Genomic DNA, 15704 nt, shown 5'->3' on the forward strand with positions numbered 1-15704 from the left:
AGCGGAGGCAGAAAGATGACACGCTATCTCTTAAAACGAATATTACTGCTTTTCCCACTCATGATCTTCATCACCTTCTTTGCTTTTGTACTGCTGACGATGCGGGCAAGTGATCCAGCTGAGGTCGCTTTGCGGGTGAATCAAGTCACTCCAACAGAAGACATGATTGAATCGATGCGGCAGGAGCTAGGCTTAGATCAGCCATTTCTTATAAGATATGCCACATGGCTTAAAGATGGATTAACAGGTGATTTTGGCAGGAGTTATGTTACACAAGAGCCAGTTTTTGATCTCATCATGGAGGCGCTGCCTGCCACATTGCAGCTTGCGGGAGCAGCGCTCTTTTTCATCATTGTATTGAGTTTGTTATTCGGAGTGATCTGTGCATATGCTGCTCATACATGGGTGGACCGAGTACTGAGAGCCTTTGTGTTTATCGCTGCTTCAATGCCTAGTTTTTGGTTAGGGATTTTGTTTATTTGGCTTTTTTCTGTCAAATTCAATTGGGTCAATACGAGTGGAATGGAAGGATTCAAATCAATTCTTCTACCAGCTGTCACACTATCACTTGGGTACTTATCAACCTATGTGAGACTGATCCGCAATCAAATCCTGAAATTTCAGCACGAGCCCTTTGTTTTTTATGCAAGAGCTCGCGGTTTAAAGGAACGGGCTGTTCAACTGAAAGTGATGAGACATGCACTTCAATTAGCTGTGACAGCACTTGGCATGTCTATCCCAAAACTCATTGCTGGCACAGTTATTATTGAAAATCTTTTTGCTTGGCCAGGGGTTGGCCGGTTGTGTGTAACAGCTATTTTTCATGCCGATTTCCCTATGATTCAAGCCTATTTATTTGTGATGGGGTTCCTTTTTGTTGTGTGTAACCTCATGGCTGATGTTGTGCAAATGACCATGAATCCGCAGTTGCGAAAGGAGGTCTGAGAATGATGATAGGATGGCATCAATTAAGAAAAGACCGTATGGCGGTTGTTTCTATCTGGCTGTTAGTACTTGTCGCTTTAGCAGGACTGCTTGCACCAGTGTTAGCACCACATGATCCAACAGAAACGAACATTCTTCAAAAATATGCCGGCATCAGCCTGACTTATCCGCTCGGAACGGATCAGCTCGGGAGATGCGTATTGTCACGGCTTTTATATGGCATTCGGACTACGATGCTTGCGGCCATGCTGACGATGTGTATCACGATGCTCATTGGCAGCACACTTGGACTCATGGCGGGCTTCTTCCGAGGAAAAGTGGATGGCGTGTTGATGAGACTGTGTGATGTCATGCTCTCCTTCCCAGCAGAAGTAATGATTCTAGCTGTTGTGGGGATACTGGGGCCTGGATTATTCAATATTATTTTGGCGAATGTCCTAGCGAAATGGGCCTGGTATACAAGAATGATTCGTTCGTCCGTTCTGCAGTATGCGAATGAACCATCTGTTCAGTATGTAAAAGTGTCTGGCGGCTCCCCATTTTACATACTGAGGAAGCATTTATTTCCTCGCATTTCAGGAGAAATTGCTGTCTTTGCGACACTTGATGCGGGCTGGGTCATCTTAAATATATCTGCTCTGTCTTTTCTTGGGTTAGGCGTGAGCGCACCTACACCGGAATGGGGGATGATGCTCAACGAAGCGAAGAATGTCATGGTGACACATCCAGCCCATATGCTTGCGCCTGGACTTGCCATCTTATTTGTAGTCATGGCGCTGAACTTTTTAGGAGACAGCCTTCAGCAGGCCACGACCCCTGCCATGCATCATAACAATCAAAAGGGAGGGAGACCATTTGCCTTTCATCGACGTAAAAAATCTGTCCGTACATGATCCAGTGCAGCAAAAGGATTTAGTGGCGAACATAACGTTCTCTCTACAGCAACAACGTTGTTTAGCTGTTATTGGAGAAAGTGGAAGCGGAAAATCAACCGTCGCAAAAGCGTTAATTGGCTTGATTCCTTCTTCGCTAGAAGTGGAGGGAGCGATCATGTTTGACGGCGAAACATTGACAACTCAGACAGCTGAGCAGTGGCGAGGCAAACGAATTGGCTTCATCTCACAAGATGCGATGAATGCGTTCAATCCCATCGAAACCATTGGTCATCAAATGATGGAAACGTTCCAGCGTCATTTGGGCTTACAAGGAAAAGAAGGGAAAGCACATGCCATCGCAGGACTTGAGAGTGTTCATTTAAAAAATCCAAATGAATTGTTGAAGCAATATCCTTATGAATTATCTGGCGGTATGCTTCAGCGAGTGATGATTGCGATCACGATGATGCTTTCTCCTGATGTGATCATTGCCGATGAGCCAACGGCGTCGCTTGATGCATATAATCGGCGTGAAGTCATCAGGCAATTACAGAGGCTGAAAGAAGAAACAGGCGCGGCCTTGATCATCATTTCGCATGATTTAGGCGTCGTTCAGGCGATCGCTGACGCGGTGTTGGTGGTGCATCAAGGCGAGATGCTTGAGCATCGCCCAGCTGATAAGGTATTCACATCGCCTGAGCATCCTCAAACGAAGCATTTACTTGAGACGAGGCGCCGATTATCTGCGCCCCTTGAAGCACTGCGGCAGCAGCAGAGAGTGAGGGCATTTCCATGTTGATTACAGCTGATAGCCTCATCAAACATGGAGAGAAGAAAGGTTTCTTCTCTCGACAAATGCAGTCAAAACCACGCATATCAAACGTCTCGTTTGAAATCGAAAAAGGACAATGTGCCGGGTTAGTCGGTGAGAGCGGCAGCGGCAAAAGTACATTGGCAAGAATTCTGCTCGGTTTAGAAAAAATAGATGGCGGCAGGGTACAGATTGATGGAAAGCCAGCTGACACATGGCGAAAGATGAACCTTGGAAAAATGAGTGTTGTCTTTCAGGATTATCGATCTTCTGTTCACCCCTCCTTTACGGTGAAAGAAATCGTTGCTGAGCCTATGCGATTGTTAAAGCAGGAAAAAAATGTGGATCAGAAGGTTTTATCGTTGCTTGAACAAGTCAGACTACCCTCTTCTTTGCTGTATCAATATGCACATCAGCTAAGCGGCGGTCAGCTCCAGCGAGTGTGCATCGCACGAGCCATATCAACGCATCCAGCCATTCTCATACTAGACGAAGTTCTGAGCTCACTGGATGTCTCTGTTCAGGTGCAAATATTGGAGCTGCTCGAGACATTAAAACAAGAGCTAGACATGACCATCCTTATGATTACTCATGATATAGAAGCGGCGGTGTATCTATGTGATCGTCTCCTTTTTTTACATGAAGGAAGCATAGTGGAAGAATGCAAAAAGGATGAACTGCTTGATGCGGTCCATCCATTTACGCTGAAATTAATGGACTCACTTATGCCATTTCAGCTTGACAAAAAATAACCAATCTTTTATCGTATACGTAACAAACGACGGAAGGGTGACCCAATGCAATGAAGTACTAATCCTATGACCTGTAAGCAAAATGAAAAAACGAAGGCAGTGAGCAAACGATTGGTTTGCCATGTTTGCTGCGTTTTCATTTTTTAGCTTCGGAATAGGATGGTACAGCTTGGGAATCAAAGAATGAGGTGATTGATACGGGGGATGTGTGTGTTCAGATAGGAACGCGGCACGTCATCCTGGATTGATCTGCTTATTTTTGTACACCATTTTGCCTCCTATTCTGAGAATGGGAGGCTTTTTCATGTCTCCTGATACGAAAGGAGAGGGTTGGATGTTAGTAAAAGCCAATCAGTTAAAGATTTTTCGAAAAGATCGATTGTTATTTGATATTGAGGAGCTTGCCATCCATCAAGATGACCGCATCGGCCTTGTGGGGACAAATGGCAGCGGGAAAACGACTTTATTGCATGTGCTGGCTGGGCAAGAGAAACCAGACAGTGGCACGTTTGCTGCCACAACGACCTGCACACTGCTTCCTCAGCTGAAACAAGCAGATGGCACACAGAGTGGTGGTGAGATGACCCAGACTTATATTGAAAGCGCGTTAAACCGTCCTTCTGCCCTTTTATTAGCAGATGAACCAACGACTCATTTAGATACAGAGCACATTGAGTGGCTGGAAGAGAAGCTGCATCATTATCAAGGGGCCCTCATTGTCGTTTCACATGATCGTGCTTTTTTAGATGCGGTATGTACGGAGATTTGGGAGCTGGATCATGGACGGCTTAATCAATACAAAGGCAACTACTCGCAATTTGCACAGCAAAAAGAGCTGGCGCATCGTCAGCAGGTGGAAGCGTACGAAGCTTATACACAAAAGAAAAAACAGTTAGAGCATGCGCTTGAAAAGAAAAAGAAAAAAGCCGACAAAGCAACAAAGCCATCCCAAAAGCTGAAATCCTCAGGGCCAAAAATTGCAAAGCCCTACTATGCAAATAAGCAAAAAAAGCTGCAAAAAACAGCCAAATCCATTGAGACAAGGATGGAGAAATTAGAAAAGGTTGAGAAAGTAAAAGACATTCAGCCCATTCAAATGACTCAGCATACAATGAAGGAAGTAGCGAGCCGTACTATTTTGCGAGTGAAAAATGTAGATGGCAAGGCGGGCGATCAATTGCTTTGGAAGCAGGCAAATGTGGAAGTGAGAGGCGGGGACAAAGTCGCCATTATCGGCAAGAATGGGAGCGGGAAAACGACATTTCTCCGAATGCTGGTGAATGGGCATCCCGGAGTGTCTCGCTCAGAAGCTGTCAAGCTCGGCTATTTTCGTCAGGATCTTTCAGGATTGAAGGTAGATGAATCGATTTTACAAAATGCGCTGAAAGAGGCTGTTCAAGATGAGACAGTGGTACGAACGGTTTTAGCGAGACTGGGATTTCGAGGGGATGATGTGCATAAACCTGTTAGGGTGTTAAGCGGGGGAGAACGGGTGAAGACCATGCTTGCGTCCTTGCTTGTCAGCGATGCCAATGTCCTCATGCTGGATGAACCGACAAACTTTCTAGATCTGTCGGCAGTTGAAGCGCTTGAAGGTCTATTGAAGGATTACCCAGGTACCGTTGTGTTTGTTTCCCACGATCGCAGACTGGTTGAGGAGGTGGCCACTCGCATTTTCCATGTTCATGAAAAGCGTATTGAAGCATTTGACGGCACATATGAAGCGTATAAACAAAAGGACGACAAACCAGCTGTTACACAAAGAGAAGAGGAGCTTCTTTTAATTGATATGCAGCTGTCTGAAGTGCTCAGCCGTTTAAGTATTGAGCCGTCTCAGGAGCTGGAAGAGACATTTCAAGCATTATTGAAACAAAAGAAGTCTTTGGAGTCATAAAGAAAACCCCTGTGTTTACTGCACAGGGGCTTGTTCATGCCGTTCTTTTGTTAATTGTTCAAGTTCACTTACTGTGACCAGCTGATAGCCTTGTTTGGTGAGCTCATGGATGATCTTCACTGCTGCTTGAGCTGAGCTGTCATAAATATCGTGCATTAACACTGTTCTGCCATCTGCTGCATGTGAGAGAACGTGGTTTGTGATCTGCTGACTGTTGCGAATTTTCCAATCCTCTGGATCAACATCCCATAAAGAGACCTTCATCCCAACCGCTTGATTGATGTCTTGATTTGTTCCACCATATGGCGGTCTAAAGTGCGTAGGTGTATACCCGCTCGCTTTCTCAATCAACTGCTGGGTGTCCTTCACTTGTTTCACCGCCTCCTTTAAAGGCAGTCTTGTTAATAAAGGATGACTGTAAGAATGGTTTCCGATTTCATTCCCGCCTTTTAGAATATCTGCAAGCATACTAGGATAATACTGCACCCTGCTGCCTAATACGAAAAAGGTCGCATGTCCTTTATTTGCCTTTAATGCATCTAAAATTTTTGATGTTGTCGCTGGGTTCGGACCATCATCAAATGTGAGGGCGATGGCTTTTTTATTTGGGTCAAGCTTTGACTTTTGCGGCAGCTTGACGGCTTTCCTTTTCGGATTTGGTTCTTTCATTTCATTTTGGTTTTTGGTTTTATTCATATATTCTGGCTTTAATATATCTTTCAGCAGCGTCTTTTTAATCGCGAGTGTTTGCGGACCAAGATCCTTGTCGGCTACTTGAGATGCTGGGAAATAAAATTCTACATATTTCTCTTTCAAGGCAAATTGACTGAAGTTTTGAGCAGTAGGGGCTGTTCCTTTCTGAAGGAGAGTCTGATCCTTAGATAAGGTTTTGTCCTTTTGAAGCTCTGAATATGTAATGTAGGATAATTTCTTCAAAAAGTTGGTTTTAGGTAGAAATAAATCTTTTGTGTCAAGAAAGGTTTTTTTCTGAAAATCATAGTTGATCGTGAGATGATTGGTGGTCCCATTTTGCTGACCTGTATAGGTATAAGTCGTAAAGCGAATAGCAGCAGACTGCTTCGCATAATGCACCATATCATAATCAATATTCAGTTCAAAGCGTTTGTTTTCATCGATGTCCTTGGCTTCACTAAACGTCTTTTTGAAATGCTCTAATGCTGAATTGGCGTAGCTTTGAATCTTGTCATCTAGCTGTTTTTGATGAAAAAGAGGATAGTTGACTGCATATCTCATAAATTTCCCGTCATTTACGAGAGTAACGATTTCGACATTTTTATAGTTCGTATCCTGCTTTACATTTTTCTTCTCTGTACCGCTTGCTTGTTGATTTTGAAAGAAAGCAACGACTCCAATGATGATCGCAAGTGCAAATAGGCTGATACTCCATTTTCCCTTTAATGACACAACGTTCAAATCTCCTCTCATGACGGGCCATTCTTTATCAGTTTGACATCTGTTTGTAATATTTTTATAACATTTGACTTACTTTTGTAATTTTAGAGGATGTTCAGGCGGAATGTCAACTATTTTCCTATTAAACTATGAGAAAAAATGATAGGCCATTCCAAACGAGCAAAAGACACCTCATTTTGCTGCCACGCACATACCTTCATTAATTAAAAAATAGGGTGTACATTGATTTTTCAGAGGCAGACGGCTATAATTTTGATGATTATGATTCTCATTTTCAAACTGACTTTTAATGAAGAAAAGGATGACACCGATTTTGCAGGATAAGCGAACACCTCAACAAAAACGTTCATCACATATTCTGTTCTTTTTGATATTTTTTCTCGCCGTCATTGGTTTGGCGGCTGCCATGTTTTTGGCTGTGTCATATGGTGCCAAAACATTGTCTCTGCAAACGGTTTGGACAGCTGTATTTGACTATCAGTCAGATGTCACAGAGCAGCAGATCATCCATGAATTAAGACTTCCTCGTGTTTTAGGAGCAGCTCTTGTTGGAGCGGCATTTGCCGTAGCAGGTGCGCTCATGCAAGGCATCACAAGAAACCCGCTGGCAGATGCGGGGATTCTGGGCATTAATGGCGGTGCGATGTTTGTGGTCGCTCTCTGTTTTGCCTTTTTCCCAGAAATGCCTTATTCGGCACTTATGTTTTTTTCCTTTATTGGTGCAGTGCTTAGTACGCTGCTGATCTTTGCGATTGGGGCGGCTGGTGGAGTTTTGACACCGCTGCGCTTAACTGTAGCAGGAGCCGTTGTGGCTGCATTGCTTCATGCGCTTAGCTCTGGGATCGCGATTTATTTTGACTTGAGTCAGGACCTTGCGTTTTGGTATGCAGGCGGTGTGGCTGGTGTGAAATGGCCGCAGCTGACGATTCTTGCCCCAGTCATTCTGATAGTGATCGTATGGGCGATGCTATTAGGGCGTTCACTGTCGCTGCTGTCGCTCGGTGAAGATGTAGCGGCAAATTTAGGGGTGAAAACACGACAAGTGCGAATACTAGGAATGGCAGCTGCCGTATTATTAGCAGGGGTTTCTGTATCAGCAGTCGGATCGATTGGGTTTGTCGGTCTTGTCATCCCGCATATCGCAAGAAAGCTGGTTGGTGTAAACTATCGTTTTGTCATTCCGATGTCGGCGATATTAGGCTCGGTGCTGCTAGTCTTTGCTGACCTTGCCAGCCGCACCGTTAATCCGCCCCGAGAGCTTGCCATTGGCGTGATGGTGGCACTTGTCGGTGTTCCTTTCTTCTTATATATTGCCAGAAAAGAAGGGAGGAACCTGTCATGAGAGAGAAACAGCGGGCTCTTGTCGTGACAGTCGTTTTGCTTTGTTTGACTGCGGCTGTTGTGCTGTATAGCTTAAATACCGGCACGCTGAAACTAAGTCCTCTTGTGGTCGTCAAAACGTTATTCGGCTTTGGGGATTTTCAAAGTGAAACGGTGCTGTTTGACTATCGTCTGCCTCGAATCGTGGTGACGATGCTGGCGGGAATTGGTCTTGGCATTGCGGGCGGCATTTTGCAGAGCTTATCTCGTAACCCGCTGGCCGATCCAGGAATTATTGGACTGAATGCAGGAGCAGCATTTGGCTTAATCGTGTTTGTGACGTATTTCCATGCACTAGAAGGCAATCCATCTCTTCTTATTCCGCTCTTTACATTTGGCGGAGGGCTTCTTGCGGCAGCGGTCATCGTGCTTCTGGCGTATAACCGGCAGGAAGGGCTTGTTCCCATCCGGCTGATCCTAGTAGGAATTGCAGTTGCGGCGGGATTCAGTGCTTTGACGTTATATTTGTCATTGAAGCTGGATGAAGATACTTACACATTTGCTTCAAGATGGCTTGTCGGTAATGTCTGGGGGAGAGACTGGATTCATGTGTTAGCGCTTCTGCCTTGGATTGTATGCCTTGTGCCGCTTACGCTGATGCAGTCAAACACGCTCAATGCATTGACATTAGGAGATGCTGTCGCCTCAAGTGTAGGTGTACGTGTCCAGCGTCAGCGTCTCCTTTTGCTGACCTTAGCTGTTGGTTTGGCGAGTGCAAGTGTTTCGATGACAGGCGGTATTGGTTTTATTGGACTTGTCGCCCCGCATTTGGCAAGGCGGCTTGTCGGCTCACTCCATCAGTATTTTTTACCGGTTAGTGCGCTGCTTGGCTTGTTGATTTTGGTCAGTGCCGATACAATAGGACGTTCCATCTTTGCCCCAAATGCCATACCAGCGGGTGTGGTTGTGGCTTTTATTGGCGCACCTTATTTTCTCTATTTATTAACAAAAACGAAATAAACGTGAAAGAGGAACTCATCATGAAAAAATTACTTGTGCTTGGTTTAACGCTCTGTTTCATTATGCTTGCCGCTTGTGGTCAACAGGAAACAAAGAATACAACAACTCAAAATGATCATGGAACACCGAAAATTGCTTCCTTGTCTATCCATTTAACCAATGACTTATTAGCACTCGGTATCAAGCCGGCAGGCTCTGTTGTAGGAGGGGACTTAAAAGATTTCCTTCCACATGCGAAAAAGCAGCTGAGTGGTACGAAGAAGCTGGGCATCGCAGCCGATCCCGATATGGAGTCACTACTTGCATTACAACCAGATGTCATTTATGTCGATGAAGAACTAGCTGGACAAGACTTATCGAAATATAAGAAAATCGCCAAAACGGAAGTGTTTAATTTAAATGACGGCACTTGGCGTGATCATTTGAAAAAAATCGGCAAGCTCGTCAATAAAGAAAAAGAAGCCGATCAATATATTCAGGATTACAATCAAGAAGCAAAAGAAGTCAAATCGCTCATCAAACAAAAGATTGGAAACGGGAAAGTAATGGCGATCCGTGTGACGGCAAAGGAGCTTCGAGTATTTAGCATGAAGCGCCCAATGGGTCCTATTTTATACGAGGATTTAGGTATGGCACCTGTCGATGGTGTGAAGAAACTGGACAGCAAGCGGCCATTTGAAGTGATTTCTCAAGAGGTTCTTCCTGACTATGATGCAGATGCTATCTTTGTCGTCGTGAATCGTGATGATAAAGCGCAGCAGGCATTCAAGCAATTAGAAAAGACTCCGATTTGGAAGGGTCTAAAAGCCGTGAAGAAAAATCAAGTCTATCCGATTGCCGATCAGCCATGGCTCGATTACTCAGCACTAGGCAATAAAATGGCATTGGATGAAGCAAAAGAGATGTTTTCTACATCAAAATAAAATGAAATCAGGCATCATTCCTTATATGGGAATGATGTCTCTTTTTTTGATCCGGTCTTCTATTCATTCGGTTTTTGCATACATATGAGAGAGAACGAGCAGTACCGCCCGTGAAGGGGAAGAAAGGGAGGGGATACAGTTGAAGGTTCAAAAAATTAGTGCAGGTACAATCGCAAGGCTTGTGCTGCTTTTGCTCGCGCTTGTCAACAGTGCTCTAACCGCTGCGGGAAAAAGCCCAATTCCTATTGATGAAGAAGGTATTCAGCAATTTATCACGTTAGCCTTTCTTGGGATTACATCACTATGGGCCTATTGGAAAAACAATGATATAACGAAAAAAGCACGAACAAAAAAAGAAGAATAAGAGAAAAAAGAGCCTTTTCATGATAAAAGGCTCTTTTTCAGCGAAGCGTCAAACGCCTCTCCCCGCAATTTGACTCTTCCTGAAAGGCTTACGCCCGTCGTTCTCCCATGTTGGCGAGGAATGCTTTTACTTCCTCAATGCTTAAGCCGATAGCTTTCGCCTCACTCATCAGACGCTTCCACTCTGATATATTCGAATCCGTCAGCTTTCTATGAGTGACATGTAACGTCTTTTCTTCCTGCTCCTTTCGGTACGTTTGGAGCAGCTGATAGAGTTCTTCTTTCGGCATGCCGGATTGGACGGCATTGACGATATGCTCCCGCCATTCGTGTTCACCACCCTCAGAGTAATGAAACATCATCGTCTCTGCATCAAACAGCTCTTGTAAATCAATTTCTAGTGAAGAGGATACCTTTTTTAAAAACTGGACAGATGGATTTCTGTGGACACCACGCTCAATTTTACTCAAATACGACTTAGAGACATGGGCATCTTCAGCCAGCTGCTGAATGGAGTATCCTTTCCTCTTTCGGTAAATGCGTATCACCTTTCCTATCATTCTTATCAATGATCTCCCTTCTCCCTGGCGAATCGTACTGCGACCTTTTCGTTCATTATAAGAAATAAATTGTTCTTTATAAAATTCAAAAACGTAAGAAACAGGAAGTAAACAAAAGAAAACGAACGATTTCGTTCTTTAAAAAGAACTATAAGACCTATTATGACATTTTTCTTTGCGGGTATTATCTTTTATAATCCAATCATTAACAAAAAGAAACCATATATAACCTTTTTATGATGAAATCGGGAGGTATCTATGAATGAGAATATAGGTTTTAAGCAGCTGTTTTCTGTCATTAAAGAGAAAATGGCCCTTCTGATTCTGATTGTCCTGATCGTAACGGGCACTTCAGCCTACTATCAGTTCTATGTCTCGACTCCTGTATATCAGGCAACCACTCAAATTCTTGTTCATAAACGCAGCAATGACGCACAAGCAAACTTAAACGATATTCAGATGAACCTTCAATATACACGTACCTTTCAAGTTTTATTAAAAAGTCCGATCGTCATTGAAAAAGTAAAAGAAACACTCAACCTCACAGAATCAGCTGAAGGATTAAAACACAAAATTGCCACAAGTACAGAAAATGAGTCTGAGGTCATCAATATTTCTGTACAAGATGAGGATCGCGCAAAGGCAGTCGCCATTGCGAATACCGCAACAGAGGTGCTGCAAGAAGAAATCAAAAAAACCATGAATATGGATCGCATTAATGTTTTGTCTGAAGCCAAGCTGTCCAATACGATTCTCATGAATTCAAGAAAATTCGTTCATATCGTTCTGGCACTAGGTGCCTCTTTATTAGGGGGGATGACACTCATCTTCTTAATGAATTTACTCGATGATACTGTAAAACGAACACATCAAATAAGAGAAGAGATCGGATTGCCGTCGCTCGGAAGTGTCTATCAGATGCAGGCAGACAGGAGGGCAAAAAAAGACAAGCAGTCCGTCATAACGGGAGGACAGAACATTGATCTTTAAGAGGAAGAAAAGAGAAAAGAGAGATTTATCCTGTATTTCTGTATTAAATCCTCACTCTGTCATTGCAGAACAATTCCGTACAATCCGAACTAACATCGAATTCACATCAATCCAAACAAGGCTGAAATCCATATTGGTGACATCCTCCTTGCCGAAGGAAGGGAAATCATTTACGGCTGCAAACCTAGCAGCTGTTTTTGCACAGCAGAAAAAGCGGGTGCTGCTGATGGATGCTGATTTGCGAAAGCCGTCTGTTCATGAATATTTTGACCTGAGTCATCACACGGGTTTGACCAATGTACTATTAAATAATTGCAGCTTGGAGGAAGCTATTTTGCCTACACCCATTGAGCATTTAGAGCTGCTTCCGAGCGGAACCATTCCGCCGAATCCAGCTGAGCTGCTCTCCTCTTCTGTCATGAAGCAGCTGTTTTATGAAATTGAACAGCAATATGACATGGTGATTGTTGATTCCGCGCCGCTTCTGCCAGTGGCCGATGCAAAGATCCTGGCGAACCGGACCGATGGGAGCATTCTTGTTGTCTTAAGCGGCAAAACAAAGATAGCGGCTGTGAAGAAATCAAAAGAAGTGTTAGAAGGAACAACAGGTAAACTGCTTGGGGCTATGCTAAATGGCAAGAAAGAGAAAAAGGGAAGGCTGTATATGTATTAACAAGATTGATAGGTGATGTCTCCTAATCTTTAACAATGGAGGCACTCGATCCTGCTGTGGGCATGACAAATGCCTTAGATGCTCGTCATCAATAGTGGGGTGTGAGGACGGGTTTGATGCCCATTTTACGTAAGAATAGTGATGTTGAAAAAGGGGGAGGAGCGTTGACTTACGCCCAAAGATTATCAATCATCGTGGCACTAGATTCATATCTCATCTTAGTGGCTGTCTTTTTTGGCTTTCAATTTGTCCAAGAAGCGGCGTTAACTGTTTATACATTTGAAATGCTCGTCATTTCTTCGCTCAGTCTGCTCATTGGGCACCATTTGTTTTCGTATATTTTTCACGTGTACAAGCAAGTATGGGCTTATACAGGGGTAAGAGAGCTATTTTCTTTAATGAAGACCTTTGTGTGTTCTTTTTTATTTTCAATGGCAATGCTGTACCTTTTCGTGCAGACATGGCCCTTTCGGTTTTTGTTCATTGTGTGGCTTTTCCACGTATTATTCATCGGTGCATCTCGAATGGCCTCTCGGCTATTTCATGATGGTGCAAAGCGGCTGCAGGTAGAAAAGGAGCGGGCCTTAATCATTGGCGCCGGATCAGCCGGGACCATCATCGTTCGTCAGCTTCAGCAATCGAGTGATGTACATATTGAACCAGTCGCCTTCATAGATGATGACAAGACGAAGCATAAGCTTGAAATCATGGGACTGCCTGTTCTAGGGGGAAAAGAACAGATTCAAACAGCTGTTGTGATGATGGATATTCAAAAGATCATCATCGCCATTCCGTCCAAAAGCAGCCATACCTTAAAAGGGCTGTATAAGGAATGCGTAGCGACTGGGGTCAAAACGCAGATCATGCCAGAGATGGAGCAGATTTTAAAAGGAACTCATGCGCTGAATCAATTACGGGATGTACAGCCAGAGGATTTACTCGGAAGAGAACCGATTCAATTAGATTCAAGCCGTCTATCTGTCCATTTAAAGGGGAAAACGATTATGGTCACAGGAGCAGGCGGATCGATTGGGTCAGAAATCTGTCGTCAAATTTGTGTGTTTGCTCCTCAAGCGATTGTGCTTGTGGGACACGGGGAATTTAGCATTCATTCTATTTTACTAGAGCTGAAAGAAATTTATGGGGACACCATCAGTCTCTATCCACAAATTGCAGATATCCAAGATAAACAGAAAATGAGTGAAATCGTTCGTCAGTTTCAGCCGGATATGATTTATCATGCCGCGGCACATAAGCACGTCCCGCTCATGGAGATCAGTCCAAAAGAAGCAGTGAAAAACAATATTATCGGGACAAAAAATGTCGCAGAAGCTGCACATGAGCATGGCATTGAAACATTCGTCCTCATTTCCTCTGACAAAGCGGTCAATCCTGCCAATGTGATGGGCGCCACAAAGCGATTTGCTGAAATGCTGATCATGCAAATGGGGGCAAGCAGTGAAACAAAATTTGTAGCGGTTCGATTTGGAAATGTACTCGGAAGCAGGGGAAGCGTCATTCCAATTTTTAAGAAACAGATCGAACAAGGCGGGCCGGTCACGGTCACGCACCCAGCCATGACAAGATATTTTATGACCATTCCAGAAGCATCAAGGCTTGTCATTCAGGCGGGTGCACTGGCAGAAGGAAGACAGATTTTTGTATTAGATATGGGGGAGCCAGTGAAAATTGTTGACCTCGCAGAAAACCTCATTCACCTCTCAGGCTATACCACAGACCAGATTCCGATTACGTTCACAGGCATTCGTCCTGGGGAGAAAATGTATGAAGAATTACTCAACCAGCATGAAAAAGCACAGGAACAAATTTTTCCGAAAATTCATATCGGTCATGCGCTGGATGGGGACCCATATGTGCTGAACCGCTTTATCCATGAATTTGACATGATGAGTGAAGAGCAAATGAGAGAAGCATTGTTTGCTGCCATCGAATCGCATGATTTGTTGTCTGAACAGATGACCAGAGAGGAGGAAGCGCTTGCCAATGAAGAAAAAAGTCTTGTTTTGCGCAACGGTTGACTATCATTTTAAGGCATTTCACCTTCCATATTTCCGGTGGTTTCAGGAACAAGGATGGGAAGTGCATACAGCAGCAAATGGTCAGCTGGAGCTGCCCTATGTGGATCAAGCGCACTCAATTCCGATTCAGCGCTCACCTTTTCATGTGCACAACCGGTTTGCGTATGTGGAGCTGAAGAAGCTGTTAGCGAAAGAGCACTACGACTTCATCCATTGTCACACACCAATGGGAAGTGTTATTGGCAGACTTGCAGCCAAAAGCGCGCGCAAACAAGGGACGAAGGTTCTTTACACAGCACACGGCTTTCACTTTTGGCAGGGGGCGCCGCTTCAAAACTGGCTGCTCTATTATCCGATTGAGCGATGGCTCGCCCGCCATACAGACGCTTTGATCACTATTAATGGAGAGGATTTTAAAAGAGCAGATCGTCTATCAAAAGAGCGTTCATCTGTCTATTATGTTCCCGGTATGGGTGTGGATATGAAACGATTTGCACCAGTTGATGAAAAAGAGAAGCAGCGTCTTCGTGCAGTCTATGGCTTTTCCTCGGAAGATTTTATTGTGCTGTGTGCTGGTGAATTAAATGCAAATAAAAACCAAGGGATGCTCATCAAAGCATGTGCCCAGATATATAGGAAAATATCAAATGTGAAGATCGTATTTGCCGGGGAAGGCACAATGAGGCCGATGTATGAAAAGCTGGTTTGCGGGCTCCATCTTGAAAAGCATGTCCACTTTGCTGGTTTTTGCAAACAAATTGAGGAATGGATGCATATGAGTGATGTATGTGTGTCGACTAGTTTGAGAGAAGGGCTCGGCATGAATCTGCTTGAAGCAATGTCTGCGGAAAAGCCGGTCATTGCAACAGAAAATAGAGGACACTGTGAGCTGATCAGACATGGCGTCAATGGTTTTTTAGTCAAACCGCATGATGTAAATGGCTTGGCTGAATATTTGCACCAGCTCTATCACAAAAGGGATCAGCTGCCCCTCATGGGAAAAGCGGGACGCTCCTTAGCGCATGCATTTGCACAGGAGCAGGCGGTGAGTGCTATGGAAGAAATTTATACAACCTATATGGATCAAGCAGAGAAGGTGATGTGA

15 protein-coding genes are annotated in these 15704 nt (G+C 44.1%); 13 read left to right on the top strand and 2 right to left on the bottom strand.

Translation table 11 applies throughout. The annotated features are described in order from the left end of the window. Window positions 1–15 precede the first annotated feature (15 nt). The 5 genes from opp1B (at window position 16) to abc-f (ending at window position 5277) form a co-directional block, all read left to right on the top strand. A complete protein-coding gene (gene opp1B, locus C6347_RS03065; RefSeq protein ID WP_034660061.1) occupies window positions 16–945 on the top strand; it encodes a nickel/cobalt ABC transporter permease in 930 nt (309 codons plus the stop codon). Between the two features lie 5 nt (window positions 946–950). Beyond that, window positions 951–1838, top strand: coding sequence for a nickel/cobalt ABC transporter permease (gene opp1C, locus C6347_RS03070; protein ID WP_066031726.1), 888 nt, complete (start codon window positions 951–953; stop codon window positions 1836–1838). After that, window positions 1801–2619 (top strand): ABC transporter ATP-binding protein, encoded by an 819-nt coding sequence (locus tag C6347_RS03075; RefSeq protein ID WP_106071377.1) that lies wholly within the window; start codon window positions 1801–1803, stop codon window positions 2617–2619. Before opp1C ends, C6347_RS03075 begins: the two co-directional genes overlap by 38 nt. Further along, window positions 2613–3383 carry an ABC transporter ATP-binding protein gene (locus C6347_RS03080; protein WP_066030338.1) on the top strand — a complete coding sequence of 257 codons (771 nt, stop codon included), beginning with the start codon at window positions 2613–2615 and terminating at the stop codon, window positions 3381–3383. The genes C6347_RS03075 and C6347_RS03080 overlap by 7 nt, the downstream gene beginning before the upstream one ends. A gap of 334 nt (window positions 3384–3717) precedes the next feature. Further along, on the top strand, window positions 3718–5277 hold the full coding sequence (gene abc-f, locus C6347_RS03085; RefSeq protein ID WP_212040910.1) for a ribosomal protection-like ABC-F family protein: 1560 nt from the start codon (window positions 3718–3720) through the stop codon (window positions 5275–5277). Window positions 5278–5292: 15 nt separating this feature from the next. On the opposite strand, the gene C6347_RS03090 is transcribed toward abc-f, so the two are convergent. Next, a complete protein-coding gene (locus C6347_RS03090; protein ID WP_106071378.1) occupies window positions 5293–6702 on the bottom strand; it encodes a polysaccharide deacetylase family protein in 1410 nt (469 codons plus the stop codon). Window positions 6703–7024: 322 nt separating this feature from the next. Here C6347_RS03090 and C6347_RS03095 point away from each other — a divergent pair, with 322 nt between their 5' ends. The 4 genes from C6347_RS03095 (at window position 7025) to C6347_RS03110 (ending at window position 10338) form a co-directional block, all read left to right on the top strand. After that, on the top strand, window positions 7025–8053 hold the full coding sequence (locus C6347_RS03095) for a FecCD family ABC transporter permease (RefSeq protein ID WP_181185428.1): 1029 nt from the start codon (window positions 7025–7027) through the stop codon (window positions 8051–8053). Further along, a complete protein-coding gene (locus C6347_RS03100; RefSeq protein ID WP_060597343.1) occupies window positions 8050–9051 on the top strand; it encodes a FecCD family ABC transporter permease in 1002 nt (333 codons plus the stop codon). Before C6347_RS03095 ends, C6347_RS03100 begins: the two co-directional genes overlap by 4 nt. A 17-nt stretch (window positions 9052–9068) precedes the next feature. Continuing rightward, window positions 9069–9974, top strand: coding sequence for an iron-hydroxamate ABC transporter substrate-binding protein (locus tag C6347_RS03105; RefSeq protein ID WP_181185442.1), 906 nt, complete (start codon window positions 9069–9071; stop codon window positions 9972–9974). A gap of 139 nt (window positions 9975–10113) precedes the next feature. Then, window positions 10114–10338, top strand: a complete 225-nt coding sequence (locus tag C6347_RS03110) for a phage holin (protein ID WP_034660052.1) — start codon at window positions 10114–10116, stop codon at window positions 10336–10338. Window positions 10339–10426: 88 nt separating this feature from the next. On the opposite strand, the gene slrR is transcribed toward C6347_RS03110, so the two are convergent. Beyond that, window positions 10427–10897 carry an HTH-type transcriptional regulator SlrR gene (gene slrR / locus C6347_RS03115; protein WP_034660051.1) on the bottom strand — a complete coding sequence of 157 codons (471 nt, stop codon included), beginning with the start codon at window positions 10895–10897 and terminating at the stop codon, window positions 10427–10429. 258 nt (window positions 10898–11155) lie between these two features. Between slrR and C6347_RS03120 the strand changes: the two genes are divergently transcribed. The 4 genes from C6347_RS03120 (at window position 11156) to C6347_RS03135 (ending at window position 15704) form a co-directional block, all read left to right on the top strand. Beyond that, window positions 11156–11887 carry a YveK family protein gene (locus C6347_RS03120; RefSeq protein ID WP_034660050.1) on the top strand — a complete coding sequence of 244 codons (732 nt, stop codon included), beginning with the start codon at window positions 11156–11158 and terminating at the stop codon, window positions 11885–11887. Beyond that, a complete protein-coding gene (locus C6347_RS03125; RefSeq protein WP_034660048.1) occupies window positions 11877–12560 on the top strand; it encodes a CpsD/CapB family tyrosine-protein kinase in 684 nt (227 codons plus the stop codon). Before C6347_RS03120 ends, C6347_RS03125 begins: the two co-directional genes overlap by 11 nt. 164 nt (window positions 12561–12724) lie before the next feature. Next, window positions 12725–14599 (top strand): polysaccharide biosynthesis protein, encoded by a 1875-nt coding sequence (locus tag C6347_RS03130; protein ID WP_106071380.1) that lies wholly within the window; start codon window positions 12725–12727, stop codon window positions 14597–14599. After that, a complete protein-coding gene (locus tag C6347_RS03135) occupies window positions 14565–15704 on the top strand; it encodes a glycosyltransferase family 4 protein (protein WP_060597341.1) in 1140 nt (379 codons plus the stop codon). The genes C6347_RS03130 and C6347_RS03135 overlap by 35 nt, the downstream gene beginning before the upstream one ends.

This window comes from Bacillus sp. NMTD17 (assembly GCF_002998735.1).
Taxonomy (GTDB): domain Bacteria; phylum Bacillota; class Bacilli; order Bacillales; family Bacillaceae; genus Bacillus.

Excerpts from the sequence above, each read along its gene's own strand:
- C6347_RS03120 (WP_034660050.1), top strand. The coding sequence starts at position 11,156 with ATGAATGAGAATATAGGTTTTAAGCAGCTGTTTTCTGTCATTAAAGAG.
- abc-f (WP_212040910.1), top strand. The coding sequence starts at position 3,718 with ATGTTAGTAAAAGCCAATCAGTTAAAGATTTTTCGAAAAGATCGATTG.
- opp1B (WP_034660061.1), top strand. The coding sequence starts at position 16 with ATGACACGCTATCTCTTAAAACGAATATTACTGCTTTTCCCACTCATG.
- C6347_RS03100 (WP_060597343.1), top strand. The coding sequence starts at position 8,050 with ATGAGAGAGAAACAGCGGGCTCTTGTCGTGACAGTCGTTTTGCTTTGT.
- C6347_RS03135 (WP_060597341.1), top strand. The coding sequence starts at position 14,565 with ATGAAGAAAAAAGTCTTGTTTTGCGCAACGGTTGACTATCATTTTAAG.
- slrR (WP_034660051.1), bottom strand. The coding sequence starts at position 10,897 with ATGATAGGAAAGGTGATACGCATTTACCGAAAGAGGAAAGGATACTCC.
- C6347_RS03080 (WP_066030338.1), top strand. The coding sequence starts at position 2,613 with ATGTTGATTACAGCTGATAGCCTCATCAAACATGGAGAGAAGAAAGGT.
- opp1C (WP_066031726.1), top strand. The coding sequence starts at position 951 with ATGATAGGATGGCATCAATTAAGAAAAGACCGTATGGCGGTTGTTTCT.